This window comes from Pseudomonas sp. PDM20 (assembly GCF_014852575.3).
In the GTDB taxonomy this organism is placed as follows: Bacteria; Pseudomonadota; Gammaproteobacteria; order Pseudomonadales; family Pseudomonadaceae; genus Pseudomonas.
On sequence record NZ_CM181224.1, the window covers coordinates 5,474,792 to 5,492,297 of the forward strand.

A 17,506-nucleotide genomic window follows, 5' to 3' on the forward strand; every position below is an offset into this window, starting at 1 on the left:
TCAGTCGCCGAGCGCGGCCAACTGGTCGGCCTGGAACTCTTGCAGCAGCGGCTCGATGACCTGCTCCACCGCGCCTTCCATGACTTCACCCAGGGAATACAGGGTGAGGTTGATGCGGTGGTCGGTCACCCGGCCCTGGGGGAAATTGTAGGTGCGGATGCGCTCGGAGCGATCACCCGAACCGACCAGCAGCTTGCGCGTGCTGGCGATCGCCTGCTGGGCCGCGGACTGCTGCTGGTCGTTGAGCTTGGCCGCGAGCCAGGCCATGGCCTTGGCGCGGTTCTTGTGTTGCGAGCGCTCTTCCTGGCACTCGACCACGATGCCCGACGGGATGTGCGTGATGCGCACCGCCGAGTCGGTCTTGTTCACGTGCTGGCCGCCGGCGCCGGAGGAACGGTAGGTGTCCACGCGCAGGTCGGCCGGGTTGATCTCGATGGCCGCCTGTTCGTCCGGCTCGGGCAGCACCGCCACGGTGCACGCCGAGGTATGGATGCGCCCCTGGGATTCGGTGGCCGGCACGCGCTGCACGCGGTGGGCACCGGATTCGAACTTGAGCTTGGCGTAGACGCTCTCGCCTTCCACGCGGGCAATGACTTCTTTATAGCCGCCGTGCTCGCCCTCGTTCTCGGACATGATCTCCACGCGCCAGCCCTGCTTCTCGGCGTAGCGCGAGTACATGCGGAACAGGTCGCCGGAAAAGATCGCGGCTTCGTCGCCGCCGGTGCCGGCGCGGATTTCCAGAAAGACGTTGCGGCCGTCGTTGGGGTCCTTGGGCAGCAGCATGCGCTGCAGACGATCCTCCAGGCCGACCAGGGCGGACTTCGCCTCGGCGACTTCCTCCTCGGCCATCTCGCGCAGGTCCGGGTCGTTGTCCTTGAGCAGCGCCTGGGCGCCTTCGAGGTCGGACTGCACCTTGCGGAACTCGCGGAAGGCGAGGATGACCGGCTCCACTTCCGCGTATTCACGGGAGTAGGCGCGGAACTTGGTCTGGTCGCTGATCACCTCGGCGTCGCCCAAGAGAGCCGTCAGCTCTTCATAGCGGTCGCTCAGGATATCCAGCTTTTTCAGGAGGGAAGCTTTCATCGCTTGTCAGTGCCCTCCTCGAGGGCGAACAGTTCCTGCGCGACGGCCAGCGCATCGATGCGGCCCTCGGCGGAGAGTTTCTTCATCTGCACGCTGGGGGCGTGCAGCAATTTGTTGGTCAGGCCACGGCTGAGCTGGGCGATGACTTCCATCGGATCGGCGCCGTTGGCCAGCAGGCGCTGGGCCTTCTGGGTTTCCTCGTCGCGCAGGCGCTCGGCCTGCTGGCGATAGGCGCGCAGCACATCGACCGCGGCCAGCTCGCGCAGGCGCAGCATGAATTCGTGCACGCCATCCCCCACCAGCTCCTCGGCGGCCTGGGCAGCGCCCTGGCGGCTCTTGAGGTTTTCCGCGACCACTTCATGGAGGTCGTCGACGCTATAGAGGTAGACGTCTTCCAGCTCGCCGACTTCCGGCTCGATGTCGCGCGGCACGGCGATATCGACCATGAACATCGGCTTGTGGCGGCGCTGTTTCAACGCGCGCTCCACCGCACCCTTGCCGAGGATCGGCAACTGGCTGGCGGTGGAACTGATGACGATGTCGCTGTTGACCAGTTCGTCCGGCATGTCCGCCAGCAGGATGGCGCGGGCGCCGAACTGCTCGGCCAGCAGGCTGGCGCGCTCCAGGGTACGGTTGGCGACCACGATGCGCTTCACGCCCTGCTCGTGCAGGTGGCGGGCGACCAGGGTGATGGTCTCGCCGGCGCCGATCAGCAACGCCTGGCTGCGGCTCAGGTCGCTGAATATCTGCCGGGCCAGGCTGACCGCGGCGAAAGCCACGGACACCGGGTTCTCGCCGATGGCGGTATCGGTGCGCACGGTCTTCGCGGTGCTGAAGGTGGCCTGGAACAGGCGCCCCAGCATCGGCCCGACGGTGCCGGCCTCGCGGGCTACGGCGTACGCGGACTTCATCTGCCCGAGGATCTGCGGCTCGCCCAGCACCATGGAATCCAGGCCCGCGGCGACGCGCATCATGTGGCGCACGGCTTCCTCGTCCTGGTGGACGTAGGCGCAGGCGCGCAGGTCGTCGATCCCCAGGTTGTGGTAATCGGCCAGCCAAGCCAGCACGTCGCCGGCGTCCGGATGCTCGATCTCCAGGTAGAGTTCGCTGCGGTTGCAGGTGGAGAGGATCGCGGCTTCCCGGCTGGAAGTCAGCCTGCACAGCAGCTGCAGGGCCTCGACCATCTGCTCGGGAGTAAAAGCCACGCGCTCGCGGACGGCCACGGACGCGGTCTTGTGGTTGATGCCGAGGGCAATGAAGGCCATGCAGAATCGCTGAGCTGATCGGAAAGCCCGCAATTGTCCTACTTAGCCTTGTGAAGGACAACCACCCGCGACGTATCGCACACTGCAAATCGTATACAGGCCCGTCAGCGGCGCTTGCCCATGGGATTGGCACTTTCCTTATGTCATGATGGTCCCATTTCGCAGGTCAGGCCCTCGTCCTTCCTCTATGAACAAGTCTCTTGCGCTGCTGACTGCTCTGCTGCTGCTCGGCGGCTGCCAGTCTCTTACACAGAAAAATTCCGACAGTGCTTCCGCGGAGAAGGACAAAGCTGCGGCTGCTCAGAAGGATCAGAAGTACGGCTCCTTCAGCGAAGACACCCTGTTCTCGCTGCTCACCGCCGAGCTCGCCGGCCAGCGCAACCGCTTCGACATCGCCCTCGCCAACTACGTCGAGCAGGCCAGGGAAACCCGCGACCCTGGCGTCGCCGAGCGCGCCTTCCGCATCGCCGAGTACCTGGGCGCCGACCAGGAAGCCCTGGACACCTCGCTGATCTGGGCCAAGGCCGCGCCGGACAACCTCGATGCCCAGCGCGCCGCCGCCATCCAGCTGGCGCGCACCGGCCAGTACGATGAATCCATGGTGTACATGGAGAAAGTCCTCAACGGCCAGGGTGACACTCACTTCGACTTCCTTGCGCTGTCCGCCGCCGAGACTGACCCGGATACCCGCGCCGGCCTCTTGCAGAGCTTCGACCGCCTGCTGAAGAAGTACCCCGACAACGGCCAGCTGCTGTTCGGCAAGGCCCTGCTGCTGCAGCAGGACGGCCGCCCGCAGGAAGCCCTGCACCTGCTCGAAGACAACTCCGCCAGCAAGCATGACGTCGCCCCGCTGCTGCTGCGCGCGCGCCTGCTGCAGAGCATGAAGCGCAGCGACGAAGCGCTGCCGCTGCTCAAGGCCGGCATCAAGGAACACCCGGACGACAAGCGCGTCCACCTCGCCTACGCCCGCCTGCTGGTGGAGCAGAACCGCCTGGAAGACGCCAAGGCCGAGTTCTCCGCGCTGGTCGAGCAATTCCCCGACGACGACGACCTGCGTTTCTCCCTCGCGCTGGTCTGCCTCGAAGCCCAGGCCTGGGACGAGGCCAAGGTCTACCTGCAGGAACTGGTCGAGCGCGACAGCCACGTCGACTCCGCCCACTTCAACCTGGGCCGCCTGGCCGAGGAGCAGAAGGACCCGGAAACCGCGCTCAAGGAATACGCCCTGGTCGGCCCGGGCAACGACTTCCTCCCGGCCCAGCTGCGCTCGACCGAGATCCTGCTGGACCAGAAGCGCTATGACGACGCCTCGCGCCGCCTGGCCGAGACTCGCGACCGCCAGCCCGACTACGCCATCCAGCTGTACCTGATCGAAGCCGAAGGCCTGTCCAATCGCGACCAGGTGGATCGCGCCTGGAACGTCATCCAGCAGGGCCTCAAGCAGTTCCCGGATGACCTCAACCTGCTCTACACCCGCTCCATGCTCGCCGAGAAGCGCAACGACCTGGCGCAGATGGAGCAGGACCTGCGGCTGATCATCCAGCGCGAGCCGGACAACGCCATGGCGCTCAACGCGCTGGGCTACACCCTGGCCGACCGCACCACCCGCTACAGCGAAGCCCGCGACCTGATCCAGAAGGCCCATTCGCTGAACCCGGACGACCCCGCGATCCTCGACAGCCTGGGCTGGGTGAATTATCGCCTGGGCAACCTCAGCGAAGCGGAAACCTACCTGCGCAAGGCGCTGGAACGCTTCCCCGACCACGAAGTGGCTGCGCACCTGGGCGAAGTGCTCTGGGCCCAGGGCAAGCAGAGCGAAGCCCGCAAGGTCTGGGCCACCGCCCTGCAAAGCCAGCCTGACAGCGCCGTCCTGCGCGACACCATGTTGCGCCTGACCGGCTCCGGAACCCTCTGATTCATGCGTCTACGTCACCTGATCGGCGCCGCCGCGCTTGCCTTGCTCGCCGGCTGCTCCAGCTTCGGCACCCACGAAGCCCTGGAAGGCCAGGGCAACGCCACCGCCTGGAACGCCCACAAGGCGCGCATCGCCACCCTCGACGGCTGGCAGATCGATGGCAAGGTCGGCATCCGCGCACCCAAGGACTCCGGCAGCGGCACCCTGTTCTGGCTGCAACGCCAGGACTACTACGACATCCGCCTGTCGGGCCCGCTGGGCCGCGGCGCCGCACGCCTGACCGGGCGCGAGGGTGCGGTGACCCTCGAGGTCGCCGGCCAGGGCCGCTTTGAGGCCACCTCCCCCGAAGAACTGCTGGAACAGCAGATGGGCTGGCGCCTGCCGGTTTCCCACCTGCTCTGGTGGATTCGCGGCCTGCCCGCGCCGGACAGCAAGAGCCGCCTGACCCTGGACGGCGACAGCCGACTGGCCAAGCTGCAGCAGGACGGCTGGGACGTGGAGTACACCCGCTACGGCGAGCAGAACGGCTACTGGCTGCCCGAGCGCCTCAAGCTGCACGGCCAGGACCTCGACGTCACCCTGGTGGTGAAGACCTGGCAGCCGCGTCAATTGGGCGCAGGCCAGTCGAACAAAGCGGACCCGCAGTGACATGCAGGACCGCCTGACCCTGCCGGCGCCGGCCAAGCTCAACCTGTTCCTGCACATCACCGGCCGCCGCGCCGATGGTTACCACGAGCTGCAGACCCTGTTTCAGTTCCTCGACCACGGCGACGAGCTGCAATTCGCGGTGCGCAATGACGGCGAAATCCGCCTGAACACCGAGATCGAGGGCGTTCCCCACGACAGCAACCTGATCGTCAAGGCCGCTCGCCGGCTGCAGGAGCAATCGGGCTGCCAGCTGGGCGCCGACATCTGGCTGGACAAGCGCCTGCCCATGGGCGGCGGCATCGGCGGCGGCAGTTCCGACGCTGCCACCACCCTGCTCGCGCTGAATCACCTGTGGCAGCTGAACTGGAGCGAGGACCGCCTCGCCGCGCTGGGCCTGAGCCTGGGCGCAGACGTTCCAGTCTTCGTGCGCGGCCGCGCGGCATTTGCCGAAGGCGTCGGCGAACAGCTCACGCCGGTGGAACTCGACGAACCCTGGTTCCTCGTCGCCGTGCCGCAAGTCTTTGTCAGCACAGCAGAAGTTTTCTCCGATCCCGAGTTGACACGGGATACTCCGCCCATTAAAGTTCGCAGCCTTCTCGGGGTGGACGGTCATAACGACTGCCAGCCGGTCGTCGAGAAGCGTTACCCGGATGTACGTAACGCACTGATCCAGCTAGGTAAATTTACCCAGGCTAGATTGACCGGCACCGGAGCTTGTGTGTTTGGGAGCTTCCCAAACAAGGGCGATGCTGATAAAGTTCGCCGCCAACTTCCGGCCACTCTGCCGAGTTTTGTTGCCCAGGGGCGTAACATCTCGATGTTGCACCGCAAGCTGCAAAACGAGGTCTGAGAAGAAAGCAATGTAATCGGTTGTACGATACAGGGGCGTCGCCAAGCGGTAAGGCAGCAGGTTTTGATCCTGCCATGCGTTGGTTCGAATCCAGCCGCCCCTGCCATTAACCCACAGGGTTACACGTACAGCGTCAACGAACACATTGCTCCGCAAGTTGTAAGCTACAGGGGCGTCGCCAAGCGGTAAGGCAGCAGGTTTTGATCCTGCCATGCGTTGGTTCGAATCCAGCCGCCCCTGCCATTTTCTTCTGGCTCAACCGGGCCTACCCTCAAGCCGACACAGGTACCGCAGCGTGTCCAAAATGATGGTTTTCACGGGGAACGCCAACCCCGATCTGGCACGCCGTGTCGTACGGCAGCTGCACATCCCCCTCGGTGACGTTTCTGTCGGTAAATTCTCCGACGGCGAGATCAGCGTTGAGATCAACGAAAACGTTCGTGGCAAGGACGTCTTCCTGATCCAACCGACCTGCGCACCGACCAACGACAACCTGATGGAACTGGTAGTGATGGCCGATGCCTTCCGCCGCTCCTCGGCGACTCGTATCACGGCAGTCATCCCCTACTTCGGTTACGCCCGCCAGGATCGCCGCCCGCGTTCCGCCCGCGTGGCCATCAGCGCCAAAGTCGTTGCCGACATGCTGACCGTTGTAGGCGTCAACCGCGTTCTCACCGTTGACCTGCACGCCGACCAGATCCAGGGCTTCTTCGATATCCCCGTCGACAACATCTACGGCTCGCCCGTACTGGTCGACGACATCGAAGACCAGCGCTTCGAGAACCTGATGATCGTCTCCCCGGACATCGGTGGTGTGGTGCGTGCTCGCGCCGTCGCCAAGTCCCTGGGTGTGGACCTCGCCATCATCGACAAGCGTCGTCCGAAGGCCAACCAGTCCGAAGTCATGCACATCATCGGTGATGTCGAAGGCCGTACCTGCGTACTGGTCGACGACATGGTCGATACCGCTGGCACCCTCGGCCACGCCGCCAAGGCTCTGAAAGAGCACGGCGCCGCCAAGGTCATCGCCTACTGCACCCACCCGGTGCTGTCCGGCCGCGCCATCGAGAACATCGAGAATTCCGTACTGGACGAGCTGGTGGTGACCAACACCATCCCGCTGTCCGCTGCTGCGCAAGCCTGTGGCCGCATCCGCCAGCTGGACATCGCTCCGGTTGTCGCTGAAGCCATGCGCCGCATCAGCAATGAAGAATCGATCAGCGCCATGTTCCGCTAAGGCGGGACAGCGCTGACGTAAAGCGCCCCGTCGCGTCGATGGGGCATTAGCAAAATCGCCCGAACGCTGGTCGCAAGCGTCCGGGCGATCTTGTCATTTTGGAGAGTGTGAAATGGTTGATTTTGTACTGAATGCACAAGAGCGTTCCGACCTGGGGAAAGGTGCGAGCCGCCGCCTGCGTCGTAACGAAGGCCTGATCCCGGCTGTGGTTTACGGTGGCGAGAAAGCCCCGCAATCCCTGACCCTGGAACTGCGCGAAGTGTCCAAGCTGCTGGAAAACGAGGCTGCCTTCAGCCACGTGATCACCCTGAACGTCGGTTCCGCCAAGGAAACCGTACTGATCAAGGCCCTGCAGCGTCACCCGTCCAAGGGTTTCGTCATGCACGCTGACTTCCAGCGCGTCGTTGCCGGCCAGAAACTGACCGCTCACGTTCCGCTGCACTTCATCAACGAAGCCACTGCTGTTGGCGTCAAGGTTGGTGGCGGCGAGATCTCCCACGTGATCGCCGAAGTCGAAGTTTCCTGCCTGCCGACCAACCTGCCGGAATTCATCGAAGTCGACCTGGCCAAAGTAGAACTGGGCCAGATCGTTCACCTGTCCGACCTGAAACTGCCGAAAGGCGTAGAGCTGGTGCAGCTGGCCCACGGTAACGACCTGGCAGTCGCCAACATCCACGCTTCCCGCGTAGTGAAAGAAGAAGGTGAAGGCGAAGCTGCTGCCGAGTAATCGCGCGCACCATTGCCTTTAAGGAAGGGGCCCCCGTCGTGACTGCCGTACAACTGATCGTTGGCCTGGGAAATCCAGGCCCCGAATACGACCAGACCCGGCATAACGCGGGGGCCCTTTTCGTTGAGCGACTGGCGGACGCGCAACGCGCGAACCTGTCGCTGGACAAGAAGTACTTCGGCCTGGTCGGCAAGTTCAGCCACAAGGGCCGCGACGTTCGTCTGCTCATCCCCACCACCTACATGAACCGCAGCGGCCAGGCCGTGGCGGCGCTCGCCGGATTCTTCCGCATTCCGGTCGAAGCCATCCTGGTGGCCCACGACGAACTCGACATGCCTCCCGGCGTCGCCAAGCTCAAGAAGGGCGGCGGACACGGCGGGCACAACGGGCTGCGCGACATCATCGCCCAACTCGGCAACCAGAACGGTTTCCATCGCCTGCGGCTTGGCATCGGCCATCCGGGGCACAGCAGCCTGGTCTCCGGCTTCGTCCTCGGCCGCGCCCCGCGCTCCGAGCAGGAACTGCTCGACACCAGCATCGACTCCGCCCTCGGCGTGCTGCCGGAAATGCTCGACGGGGACTGGACCCGCGCGATGCAGAAGCTGCACAGCCAGAAGGCCTGACACACCTCTATTTCCGCCACGTGGCGCGAGGAACCTAGCATGGGATTCAACTGCGGCATCGTCGGCCTGCCCAACGTCGGCAAGTCCACCCTGTTCAACGCCCTGACCAAATCCGGCATCGCGGCGGAAAACTTCCCCTTCTGCACCATCGAGCCGAACAGCGGCATCGTACCGATGCCCGACGCCCGCCTCGATGCGCTGGCCGAGATCGTCAAGCCCGAGCGCGTGATCCCGACCACCATGGAATTCGTCGACATCGCCGGCCTGGTAGCGGGCGCCTCCAAGGGTGAAGGCCTGGGCAACAAGTTCCTCGCCAACATCCGCGAGACCGACGCCATCGCCCACGTCGTGCGCTGCTTCGAAGACGAGAACGTCATCCACGTCTCCAACAGTGTCGACCCCAAGCGCGACATCGAGATCATCGACCTCGAACTGATCTTCGCCGACCTCGACAGCTGCGAGAAGCAACTGCAGAAAGTCGCGCGCAACGCCAAGGGCGGTGACAAGGACGCCCTGGTGCAGAAAGCCCTGCTGGAAAAGCTCATCCCCCACTTCAGCGAAGGCAAACCCGCCCGCTCGCTGATGAAGAACATGGGCGATGACGAGAAGCGCCTCGTCCGCAGCTTCCACCTGCTGACCAGCAAGCCGGTGATGTACATCGCCAACGTCGCCGAAGACGGCTTCGAGAACAACCCGCACCTGGACGTCGTGCGCGCCATCGCCGAAGAAGAAGGCGCCATGGTCGTACCGGTGTGCAACAAGATCGAAGCCGAGATCGCCGAGCTGGACGATGGCGAAGAGAAGGACATGTTCCTCGAGTCCCTCGGCCTCGAAGAGCCCGGCCTGAACCGCGTGATCCGCGCCGGCTACGAGCTGCTGCACCTGCAGACCTACTTCACCGCCGGTGTGAAGGAAGTCCGCGCCTGGACCGTCCGCGTCGGCGCCACCGCCCCGCAGGCCGCCGCCGTGATCCACACCGACTTCGAAAAAGGCTTCATCCGCGCCGAAGTCGTCGCCTACGACGACTTCATCCAGTTCAAGGGCGAACAGGGTGCGAAGGAAGCCGGCAAATGGCGCCTGGAAGGCAAGGAATACATCGTCAAGGATGGCGACGTGATGCACTTCCGCTTCAACGTATAAGCGCCAGCCAGACCCGAAAAAGCCCCGGCCACCCGCCGGGGCTTTTTCATATGCGCGCCCTGCCACGCCGCTCATCGCGAAAATCCGGCGCCACCGGCTAAATGATTGATAGATCAGAACAATATTCAAGAAAAGGGGTTGACACCCCCCCCCGATCTGCGGAAAATGCGCGCCACTCGGCTACATAGCTCAGTCGGTTAGAGCGCAGCATTCATAATGCTGATGTCCCAGGTTCAAGTCCCGGTGTAGCCACCATATCTCGAAAGGGGTTTAGCGAAAGCTAAACCCCTTTTCTTTTGCCTGTGGGAAAGTAGGCACTATCGCTTCCGAGTTGGACTCAGAAGGCCGGCAAGGCCGCCGACTGCCGTCGCACCAATGGCTACCACACTTTCGGGAACTTCCACGGCCTTAGCTGACAGCACGAGCGAACCGACGACAGCTACCAGCACAATCAGCAGCAACCCGTATATTGCGTAGCGATAGGTCCAGCGATCACTCGCAGGGGTGCTTTTTCGAACCTCATCAATCAGTACACGCTTTTCTTCAGCGCTGAGTGACGAATCCAGCAGCACAACCTTTATCAGGTTATACAACTCCGCCTCCGTGACTCCATCACGGTCTGCATTAAGGGGCAGGGAATCATTTAGTTGAATTTTCCGCGGCTCAGACGCATCAGGCAGCAGAGTGCTGGTATTCATAGTGCCGTCCTTGGATTTGAGTGGTTCTGACAAAGTAGCCATTGGTTTGCCAGCACGCAAAGCAGCGACCTGAGTATTTGAAGCAGGCCGTCAAGAGTTCCGCCATCACCGTTCAATGCAAGCGCGTGACGGCAGCGATCAGCTCAACCGAATCATTCCTCGCATCGTTTACCCGCAACGACACCTGATTCCCCGCGAAGTCCTCACGCGAATAGAGAACCAACTCGCCCAGCGCTTCACTGCGCGTGGTAGCAGACAGCCACTCCTCGAAGTTCTCCGGCGCCAGCACCACGGGCATGCGGTGGTGGATGTCCTCAATGCTCGGAGCGGCGGATTTGGTCAGCAGCGCGCAGGACAGGACGGGCTCGCCGTTGGGATTTGTCCACCGGGACCAGAGGCCGGCGATGGCGATGATGGGGTCGGTGGGACTGTGGATGAAATACGGCTGGTGCACCTGGCGGCCGGCAGGGTTGCGTACGGTTTCCTTCTCGTTCCATTCGTACCAGCCCAGCGCAGGCATGAGGCAGCGGGTGCTGCGCAGGGCTTGGCGCCAGAGGGGTTTGCCGGCAGCGTCTTCGCTGCGGGCGTTGAAGGAGAAGCGTGGCGGGGTGGACTGCTTCCACCAGGTGGGAATCAGGCCCCAGCGGGCGGGCAACAGTTCGAGCTGGCCGTTTTCGTCGTGGCGCAGGATGGGCACGGTCATGGTCGGGGCGACGTTGTAGCAGGCCGGCAGCCAGCGCGGTGGCGTGCGCGCGCCGATGTGCCAGTAGCGTTCGATGGCTGCCTCTTCGGGGCTGACGTAGCGTCCGCACATGCCGGCTACCTTGGGGAAAAGGTTACGTTCACCTTGGGTGTCGAATCGCGGGCTGTCCAGACAGGGCGACGGGCGTCCGTTTAGCCCAGGCGCTCCAGCACACCCTTTCCGATCACCCGCGTCGTCTCGCCCCCGAAGTCCACCCTGCCCTCCTCCCGCAGGAATGCATCCACCGCCCCATCGATCCGCTCCGCCAGCTCAGGCAACAGCCAGTAATGCCGCAGCAGCATGCCGGCGCTGAGTATCGCGGCCAGCGGGTTGGCGCGGCCGGTGCCGGCGATGTCGGGGGCGCTGCCGTGGACGGGTTCGGCCAGGGCGATGCCCTGGCCGAGGTTGAGCGACGGGGCCATGCCGAGGCCGCCGCCCCAGTGGCTGGCAAGGTCGGAGAGGATGTCGCCGAAGAGGTTGGTGGTAACGATCAGGTCGAAGGCCTCCGGGCACTCGACCAGTTGCAGGGCGGCGACGTCGACCAGGCGTTCGTCGAGCACGTCGCTCCAGCCGTCTTCGGCGAGCAGGTCGCGGCAGGTGTCGCGGAACAGGCCGCAGGTAAGCGGCAGGACGTTGGCCTTGTGCACGAGGGTAATGCGCCGGGCGTGGCGCAGGCGGGCGAGTTCGGCGGCGCCCGTGGCAAGGCGTTCGCAGACGGCGTGGCTGATGACCCGCTCAGCGATGGCGACGCCTTCGGCTTCCCAATGCTCGCGGCCGCTGTAGAGGCCTTCGCTGTTTTCCCGCAGGACCAGCAGGTCGATGCCAGCGCGTGGTGAGACGACCGGGCGAGAACGCACGGGGCGCAGGTTGAGGTTCAGCGCCAGCGTCTGGCGCAAACTGAGGATGGCGCTGCGGTAGCCCTCGACCTTGTGACTGGGCGAGGAAACCGCGCCGAACAGCCCGGCGCCGCAGGCTCGAAGGCGTTCATAGGTAATTTCGGGAACCGAGGTGCCGTGGCGTTGGAAGCAGTCCCAGCCGGCTTCGGCTTCTTCTACCTGCAGATCGGGCAGCAGGCGCTGCAGCACCTCCACGGCGACGGGCACGACCTCGCGGCCGATGCCGTCACCGGGGATGACGCACAGGCGTTGGCTCAAGACTGGCCGAGCGGGCGCAGGCGGTACTGCGGCGGCAACTGGTCGAGGCCGCTGACAGTGACGTTGAGGTCCTTCCAGATGCCGTCCTTGATGCCGTAGATGCAACCGTGCACGGAGATCTTCTGGCCACGATGCCAGGCGTTCTGGACGATGCTGGTGTGGCTGACGTTGGCGACCTGCTGGATGACGTTGAGCTCGCAGAGGCGGTCGACGCGCTCTTCTTCCTTCTCGAACTGCGCCAGGTGGTCGCGGTATTCGTAGGCGAGGTCGCGGATGGTGCGCAGCCAGCCGTCGATCAGGCCGAGCTGGCTGTGGTGCAGCGCAGCGCGCACGCCACCGCAGCCATAGTGGCCGGTGACCAGGATGTGCTTGACCTTGAGTACGTCGACGGCGAACTGGATGACCGACAGGCAGTTGAGGTCGGTGTGCAGCACGACGTTGGCGACGTTGCGGTGGACGAACAGGTCGCCGGGCAGCAGGCCGACGATCTGGTTGGACGGTACGCGTGCATCGGAGCAGCCGATCCACAGGTATTCGGGGGTCTGCTGGCGAGCCAGTTTGGCGAAGAAGTCGGGGTCTTCCTGCTTGATGGCTTCGGCCCAGCGGGCGTTGTTGTCGAACAGTTCCTGCAGATCGCTCATGTCCGGCTCCTCATCATTTGGCTGGCGGCACCTTACGCAGCACAGGCGTGGCTGACAAGCCGCATCAGCGCACAGCGTTCATCCGCCACCAGCGCGACGGGCGAGGCGCCTGCTGCAGCGCCAGCTGGTGCCAGGCATCGTGCCAGGCCTGGCCTTCGGCGGCGAGGCGCGGCCAATCCAGCGTGCGCCGATCCAGGGCGCCGAGCAACTCGGTTTCCAGCCAGCCGTGACCGGCGCGCAGGGCGTCGGCGAAGCCGGGGTCGGCCAGGGCACGCTGGTGCACGGTTTCGAAGCGCCACCAGAGCGAATCCTCAACGGCGTCGGTCTCGCGGCTGAGCAGACCTTCCCCGGCGCGCTCGTCGAAGCCCAGCGGCTGGAACATCGACAGGCAGGGTGCGGAGGTCGCGGTCGCGGCCAGGCGCGGAGAGTCGCCGTCGAGCCGGGCGATGAGGCTGGCGGTGGTCTGCGAGGGGCGCCAGAAGCTGCCGGCGTGCAGGCAGATCTGCCGGTTGTCGTGCAGATTGAAGCGGTGCCCACGATGGCCGTGGCTGCGCAGGGCAACCACCAGCGCCAGCCAGTCGACCTGAGCCGGGCAGTGAGCGAGGAAGTCTTCGTTGAGTTGGCGGCGCTGGTGGGCGCCAGCCACCCAGGGCAGTACGCGGCCATCGAAGGCACGGGCAAAGTGGAAGTCGCCGCGGCCGTTCCAGCAGCCGAAGCGGCGCGCCTGGATTTCCAGGTTGGGGCTGGCGAGGTCGTACTCGTGGCCGAGGCTCAGGGCGTTGGAGATGGCCCAGCGCTCGACCTTCTTCGCCGCCCACAGTCGCCCGGCGGTTTCCAGAACCCAGGCTTCGTCACGGTCGGCGATCAGGTAGCTGTTGTCGTAGCGCATACGCTTGTTGCGATAGCCGGCCGGGCCGCCCTGGCCGTGGCGCTCCAGCAGTTCGGTGATGACTGACAAAGCCTCGCGAGCGCTGCCGCCGCGCTCCAGGCCCAGACGCAGCAGGTCCATGCCGAGCAGGGCCTCACCGTCGCGCTGGGTCAATCGGGTGAACACGGCTTCGTTGCCGATGGCCACGCCCTTGTCATTGACGCCCATTTCGGCGCCCCACAGCCACGCAGGCTGGCTGAGGATGACACCGTGGCGGTTGGCGGCCTGGGGGATCTGCAGGTAGCTGGTGCGCACCGTGCCCGCGCTGTCGCCGCTGACGGCGGGCAGGCGGATCAGGCGTTGCGCTTCGGCGGGTTCACGGTCGCTGTTCTTGGCGAACCAGGTGGCCCCGCCGCTACGCAATACCAAGGTGTCGCACATAATCTTCCTCCCCGTGATCTTCCCGCGCGCCGAGCACTTCCCGCGCGGCGCGCTCCCCGGCCTCCACGGCCCCGTCGAAATAGCCCATCCAGCGCGTCGCCGTTTCTGTGCCGGCGAAGTGCAAACGCCCATAGGGTTCGCGTAGGCGCGCCGCGCCGCTGCTCCATAGTCCCGGCGGGAACAGGGCGGCATAGCAGCCGCGGGCGAAGGGCTCCTCGGCCCAGGATTTGTCCACGTAATCCACCGGCTGCAGTGCCTGCTCGCCGAAGTAGCGGGCGAAGCAGTCCAGCACCTGGCCACGGCGGTCACCGGCGGGCCGGGCGTTCCATTGCCGCGCCTCGTCGCCTTCGATGAAGCCCAGCAGCACGCCGCGTCCGGAATCGGGGACGCTGTTGTCGAAAGTCAGGCGCACCGGGCCGGTTTCGCTGGTGGCCTGGCCGGAGAGGCCCTTGTCGCGCCAGAAGGGTTTGTCGTAGAGCGCCATGCACTTGATCACCGCGCCTTGCGGCAGCCGTTGCAGGAGCTGGTCGCGCCAGCTGGGCAACAGCGGTTCCTGGGTGATGCGCAGCAGTTGCGTTGGCGGGATGGCGAAGATGACATGGCTGGCCTGGTGCGTGCCGCGGTCGGTCACCAACTCGACGCGGCTGCCGTCCTGGCGCACGGCGCGCACGGGTTCGCCGGTATGGACGTCGCCGATGCGCTCGGCCAGGGTCTCACTGATCCGCTGGGAGCCGCCCAGGATGCGGTCCTGCTGGGCGCCGCCTTCGACGCCGAGCACGGTGTCGAGGTTGGTGCCGCCGTGGATATAAAAGAGGACATGGAGAAACGAGAGGTCATGGGGACTCGCTGCAAACACGGCGCCGCACATCAGCTCGAAGACCTTGCGCCCGGTGGAAGTCCGCACGTTTCGCCGCAGCCACTCGGCGAAGGTGAGGCTGTCCCACTGGGGCGCCTTGGGATGCAGGCTGGGGTCGCCCAGCGGAATATCCCGCGCCATGCGGTCCAGGCGGACATGGGCCTGAAGGACATCGAGCAGAACGTGGGGAGGAAACTTCGGGATGGTGCCGCGATACGGCCTGAGTCGGCCGCCGAAAAGCGTGAGGTTGTCGCCCTGGTTCCATTGCGGAAAGGTCGACAGGCCGAGTTCGGCCAGCAGGGAAAGGATACGCTCCTGGGTCGGGCCGACCCACTGCCCGCCCACTTCGACCACTTCGCCGCTGGCGAAGCGATGGTTGAGGGTGCGCCCACCGACGCGCTTGTTGGCCTCGATCACTTTCACCCGCCGCCCGACTTGCGCCAGACGCCAGGCCGCAGTCAGCCCCGAAATACCGGCGCCCACCACGATCACATCACTGCGATTCATGTTTGCGACCTTATGTTCTTGTTGTTATTGGTCTTAAGGTTAAGCCAGGAATCGCCCTCGGAAAAACCCGATCGGCAGGAAATTTCTCAATAATTGTGGATGGATCGCGGCGGGGAATTCGTTCAAACGGTCGATGCTGCGGCGCGGACCTGTAGGAGCGCGCCGATCTGGAATCGTAGAGAGATCAATCGACCAGCGTGCAGGCCATCACCAGCGCGTCTTCACGACCGCCGACTGCCGGGTAGTAATCGCGGCGGCGGCCGATTTCGTTGAAACCGTAGCGCTCGTAGAGGCGGTAGGCCGGGCCGTTGGAGGCGCGGACTTCGAGGAAGCATTCCACCCCGCCCTTCTCGTGGGCACGCTTCATCAGGTGCTCCAGCAGCGCCAGCCCAAGGCCACGCCCCTGGCTTTCCGGCTTCACCGTGATGTTGAGCAGGTGCGCCTCATCGAGGATCAGCTGGATCACGCCGTGGCCGACCTGCTGGCTGCCTTCGAACATCACCCAGCATTCGTAGCTCTTCAGGCCGTCGGCGAAGGTACCGCGCGTCCAGGGGTGGCTGAAGGCGGCGTATTCGATCTTGAGTACGGCATCGAGGTCCGCCTCGGTCATCGGGCGGAAGGAAACAGCGTCGCTCATGCAGGGGTCTGACTCATCCAGCGTTGCCGCACCCGGCGCATGGCGCGCCAGAGGTCGGCTTTCAAAGTGGGTTCTTCGGCCAGGCGCTCGAGGCCCGGCAGCGCCCAGGCGACGCCCAGGCCTTCGACCTGCAGCTCGCGCAGCAGGGATTCTTCATCGCCTTCGCCAGCGAAGCGCACGGCGGGCATACCGACCAGCCACAGGCAGGAGCACGGGGCACCCTCCTCCAGCCGTGCGGCGACGAAACCCTGGACGAATTCGCGGGCGGCTTGCGGGCCCTGGTCCATGTTGCCGCGGGAGAACAGCGGCCAGCGGACGGGCTCGCCCATCAGTTGCGGGCTGTCCGGCAGGCCGGCGGCGCGCAGCAGGTCCTTCAGCAGCAGGTAGGCCGGGTCACGGCTGGCCAGCGGCTCGCCGGTGGGCAGTTCGACCAGCAGGATGCATTCGCCGGCGCGCAGCAATTGCAGGGCGAAACGCGGCGGCGGGGCGACGGGCGCGCGGACGGCCGGCTCGGCTTCCGCTTCGGTCGATTCCTCAACTTTGACCGGCGCGGCCGGCTTGGCCTGGGCACCGACCTTGGGCAGCAGGCGCGCGGCGATCGAGCCGGGCTCGCCGGCCGTGACCGGCGCGGGCGCGGGTGCAGCAACCGGAGCGGCGGCCTCGCGTGCAGCCGCGGCGGGCGCAGCAGCCATGGGCTCGGCGACGATGGGCGCGGGGGGTTCCAGCAGCTCCGGGCGCGACGGGGCGGCGAACGGCAGCACCACGCGCGGCAGCCAGCTGGCGACCTGCATGGCGCCAAGGTAGGCGCGGCGACGGGCTTCTTCGATCAAGGGGCGTTTACCTGTGGGTGGTGCCTGCAGGGGCAGGCCGACACGACGAGGCGGGATTGTCGCGTGAAACGCGCCGGGGGGAAAGGCCGGTGGGCGGAGAGCCTGTGCGTTTCGCTTACGGGGTGCCGAAGACGTAGACGTTGCCGGTGAGCTTGACCGCGCCAGTGGCCTGGTAGGTCAGCAGGTTGGTCTGCTGCAGGCCGCTGCCGGATACCTTGCCCTGGTTGGAGCCGCCCAGGGTGAATTGCAGGTTGCTGGCGCTGGCGTTGGTCAGGCCAACTTTCATGGCCTGGCGGTTGAACAGCGCGCCGTCACCATTGAAGCCGTTGTTGATGGTCACCATGTCGATGGACATGCCGTCGAAGCTGAAGGTGCCCTTGATGTTGTCCAGCACGATGTAGCCGGTGCTGTTGAGCGGCTGGATCGCCAGTCGCGCACCGCAGCCGCCGGTGCAGCGGGTATCGGCGGTGTTGGCGGCAAGGTTGAAATTGACGCTCAGGCTGACACCGTCCTGGCCACTGACGTCGGCCATTTCGCTGTCATCCAGGCCGCGCATCTCGCCGTGGGCGGTGGCGGCAGCGAGCAGCAACAGGGGGGCCAGGAGTCGGCTCGAAAGGCGTGCGGTTTTCACGGCGAGTCTCCTCATG

Annotated in this window: 18 protein-coding genes and 3 tRNA genes; 10 read left to right on the forward strand and 11 right to left on the reverse strand. The window is 65.1% G+C overall.

Annotated elements, in window-relative coordinates; translation table 11 throughout:
* Together prfA and hemA are read right to left on the reverse strand one after the other, a co-directional pair.
* Entirely contained in the window at window positions 1–1,083 is a 1,083-nt protein-coding gene (gene prfA / locus IB261_RS25200) for a peptide chain release factor 1 (RefSeq protein WP_192380912.1), read from the reverse strand.
* On the reverse strand, window positions 1,080–2,348 hold the full coding sequence (gene hemA / locus IB261_RS25205; RefSeq protein ID WP_045211202.1) for a glutamyl-tRNA reductase: 1,269 nt from the start codon (window positions 2,346–2,348) through the stop codon (window positions 1,080–1,082). Before hemA ends, prfA begins: the two co-directional genes overlap by 4 nt.
* A 145-nt stretch (window positions 2,349–2,493) precedes the next feature.
* On the opposite strand from hemA, the gene IB261_RS25210 reads away from it, so the two are divergent.
* From IB261_RS25210 to IB261_RS25255, 10 genes are all read left to right on the forward strand, one after another.
* Entirely contained in the window at window positions 2,494–4,260 is a 1,767-nt protein-coding gene (locus IB261_RS25210; RefSeq protein ID WP_177429472.1) for a tetratricopeptide repeat protein, read from the forward strand.
* Between the two features lie 3 nt (window positions 4,261–4,263).
* On the forward strand, window positions 4,264–4,908 hold the full coding sequence (gene lolB, locus IB261_RS25215; RefSeq protein WP_192380911.1) for a lipoprotein insertase outer membrane protein LolB: 645 nt from the start codon (window positions 4,264–4,266) through the stop codon (window positions 4,906–4,908).
* A gap of 1 nt (window position 4,909) precedes the next feature.
* On the forward strand, window positions 4,910–5,758 hold the full coding sequence (gene ispE / locus IB261_RS25220) for a 4-(cytidine 5'-diphospho)-2-C-methyl-D-erythritol kinase (RefSeq protein WP_151188320.1): 849 nt from the start codon (window positions 4,910–4,912) through the stop codon (window positions 5,756–5,758).
* 31 nt (window positions 5,759–5,789) lie between these two features.
* Window positions 5,790–5,864: transfer RNA gene (locus IB261_RS25225), tRNA-Gln, on the forward strand.
* A 62-nt stretch (window positions 5,865–5,926) separates the two neighbouring features.
* Window positions 5,927–6,001: transfer RNA gene (locus tag IB261_RS25230), tRNA-Gln, on the forward strand.
* Between the two features lie 52 nt (window positions 6,002–6,053).
* Window positions 6,054–6,995: a ribose-phosphate pyrophosphokinase gene (locus IB261_RS25235; RefSeq protein WP_015478849.1), complete on the forward strand. Its 942-nt coding sequence runs from the start codon at window positions 6,054–6,056 to the stop codon at window positions 6,993–6,995.
* 112 nt (window positions 6,996–7,107) lie between these two features.
* Window positions 7,108–7,722 (forward strand): 50S ribosomal protein L25/general stress protein Ctc, encoded by a 615-nt coding sequence (locus IB261_RS25240; protein WP_081516403.1) that lies wholly within the window; start codon window positions 7,108–7,110, stop codon window positions 7,720–7,722.
* Between the two features lie 38 nt (window positions 7,723–7,760).
* Window positions 7,761–8,345 (forward strand): aminoacyl-tRNA hydrolase, encoded by a 585-nt coding sequence (gene pth / locus IB261_RS25245; protein ID WP_081516404.1) that lies wholly within the window; start codon window positions 7,761–7,763, stop codon window positions 8,343–8,345.
* Between the two features lie 39 nt (window positions 8,346–8,384).
* Window positions 8,385–9,485 (forward strand): redox-regulated ATPase YchF, encoded by a 1,101-nt coding sequence (ychF, locus tag IB261_RS25250; protein WP_192223855.1) that lies wholly within the window; start codon window positions 8,385–8,387, stop codon window positions 9,483–9,485.
* A gap of 178 nt (window positions 9,486–9,663) precedes the next feature.
* Window positions 9,664–9,740 (forward strand) — tRNA-Met (locus IB261_RS25255).
* 62 nt (window positions 9,741–9,802) lie between these two features.
* Here the strand turns inward: IB261_RS25255 and IB261_RS25260 are convergent.
* From IB261_RS25260 to IB261_RS25300, 9 genes are all read right to left on the reverse strand, one after another.
* Window positions 9,803–10,183, reverse strand: a complete 381-nt coding sequence (locus IB261_RS25260) for a hypothetical protein (protein WP_192380910.1) — start codon at window positions 10,181–10,183, stop codon at window positions 9,803–9,805.
* 112 nt (window positions 10,184–10,295) lie between these two features.
* The gene (locus tag IB261_RS25265; RefSeq protein ID WP_192380909.1) at window positions 10,296–10,997 is read right to left on the reverse strand and encodes an SOS response-associated peptidase; all 702 of its coding nucleotides are present in this window, start codon (window positions 10,995–10,997) and stop codon (window positions 10,296–10,298) included.
* Between the two features lie 80 nt (window positions 10,998–11,077).
* Window positions 11,078–12,079, reverse strand: coding sequence for an isocitrate/isopropylmalate dehydrogenase family protein (locus IB261_RS25270; RefSeq protein WP_192380908.1), 1,002 nt, complete (start codon window positions 12,077–12,079; stop codon window positions 11,078–11,080).
* A complete protein-coding gene (gene can / locus IB261_RS25275) occupies window positions 12,076–12,720 on the reverse strand; it encodes a carbonate dehydratase (RefSeq protein WP_081516408.1) in 645 nt (214 codons plus the stop codon). Before can ends, IB261_RS25270 begins: the two co-directional genes overlap by 4 nt.
* A 64-nt stretch (window positions 12,721–12,784) precedes the next feature.
* Window positions 12,785–14,029 (reverse strand): C69 family dipeptidase, encoded by a 1,245-nt coding sequence (locus tag IB261_RS25280; protein ID WP_192223837.1) that lies wholly within the window; start codon window positions 14,027–14,029, stop codon window positions 12,785–12,787.
* A complete protein-coding gene (locus IB261_RS25285) occupies window positions 14,004–15,392 on the reverse strand; it encodes a flavin monoamine oxidase family protein (RefSeq protein WP_192223836.1) in 1,389 nt (462 codons plus the stop codon). Before IB261_RS25285 ends, IB261_RS25280 begins: the two co-directional genes overlap by 26 nt.
* A 184-nt stretch (window positions 15,393–15,576) precedes the next feature.
* Window positions 15,577–16,029 (reverse strand): ribosomal protein S18-alanine N-acetyltransferase, encoded by a 453-nt coding sequence (rimI, locus tag IB261_RS25290; protein WP_081516411.1) that lies wholly within the window; start codon window positions 16,027–16,029, stop codon window positions 15,577–15,579.
* Window positions 16,026–16,859 carry an energy transducer TonB gene (locus IB261_RS25295; RefSeq protein WP_151188340.1) on the reverse strand — a complete coding sequence of 278 codons (834 nt, stop codon included), beginning with the start codon at window positions 16,857–16,859 and terminating at the stop codon, window positions 16,026–16,028. The genes rimI and IB261_RS25295 overlap by 4 nt, the downstream gene beginning before the upstream one ends.
* Before the next feature lie 115 nt (window positions 16,860–16,974).
* Window positions 16,975–17,490 carry a DUF6160 family protein gene (locus IB261_RS25300; protein WP_494515521.1) on the reverse strand — a complete coding sequence of 172 codons (516 nt, stop codon included), beginning with the start codon at window positions 17,488–17,490 and terminating at the stop codon, window positions 16,975–16,977.
* Window positions 17,491–17,506: the final 16 nt, after the last annotated feature.

What these genes read in the sequence shown, in the direction of transcription:
- rimI (WP_081516411.1), bottom strand. Translation starts at nt 16,029, where the DNA reads ATGAGCGACGCTGTTTCCTTCCGCCCGATGACCGAGGCGGACCTCGAT.
- can (WP_081516408.1), bottom strand. Translation starts at nt 12,720, where the DNA reads ATGAGCGATCTGCAGGAACTGTTCGACAACAACGCCCGCTGGGCCGAA.
- prfA (WP_192380912.1), bottom strand. Translation starts at nt 1,083, where the DNA reads ATGAAAGCTTCCCTCCTGAAAAAGCTGGATATCCTGAGCGACCGCTAT.
- IB261_RS25280 (WP_192223837.1), bottom strand. Translation starts at nt 14,029, where the DNA reads ATGTGCGACACCTTGGTATTGCGTAGCGGCGGGGCCACCTGGTTCGCC.
- ychF (WP_192223855.1), top strand. Translation starts at nt 8,385, where the DNA reads ATGGGATTCAACTGCGGCATCGTCGGCCTGCCCAACGTCGGCAAGTCC.
- IB261_RS25240 (WP_081516403.1), top strand. Translation starts at nt 7,108, where the DNA reads ATGGTTGATTTTGTACTGAATGCACAAGAGCGTTCCGACCTGGGGAAA.
- IB261_RS25265 (WP_192380909.1), bottom strand. Translation starts at nt 10,997, where the DNA reads ATGTGCGGACGCTACGTCAGCCCCGAAGAGGCAGCCATCGAACGCTAC.
- IB261_RS25210 (WP_177429472.1), top strand. Translation starts at nt 2,494, where the DNA reads ATGATGGTCCCATTTCGCAGGTCAGGCCCTCGTCCTTCCTCTATGAAC.
- hemA (WP_045211202.1), bottom strand. Translation starts at nt 2,348, where the DNA reads ATGGCCTTCATTGCCCTCGGCATCAACCACAAGACCGCGTCCGTGGCC.
- IB261_RS25260 (WP_192380910.1), bottom strand. Translation starts at nt 10,183, where the DNA reads ATGAATACCAGCACTCTGCTGCCTGATGCGTCTGAGCCGCGGAAAATT.
- ispE (WP_151188320.1), top strand. Translation starts at nt 4,910, where the DNA reads ATGCAGGACCGCCTGACCCTGCCGGCGCCGGCCAAGCTCAACCTGTTC.
- IB261_RS25285 (WP_192223836.1), bottom strand. Translation starts at nt 15,392, where the DNA reads ATGAATCGCAGTGATGTGATCGTGGTGGGCGCCGGTATTTCGGGGCTG.
- lolB (WP_192380911.1), top strand. Translation starts at nt 4,264, where the DNA reads ATGCGTCTACGTCACCTGATCGGCGCCGCCGCGCTTGCCTTGCTCGCC.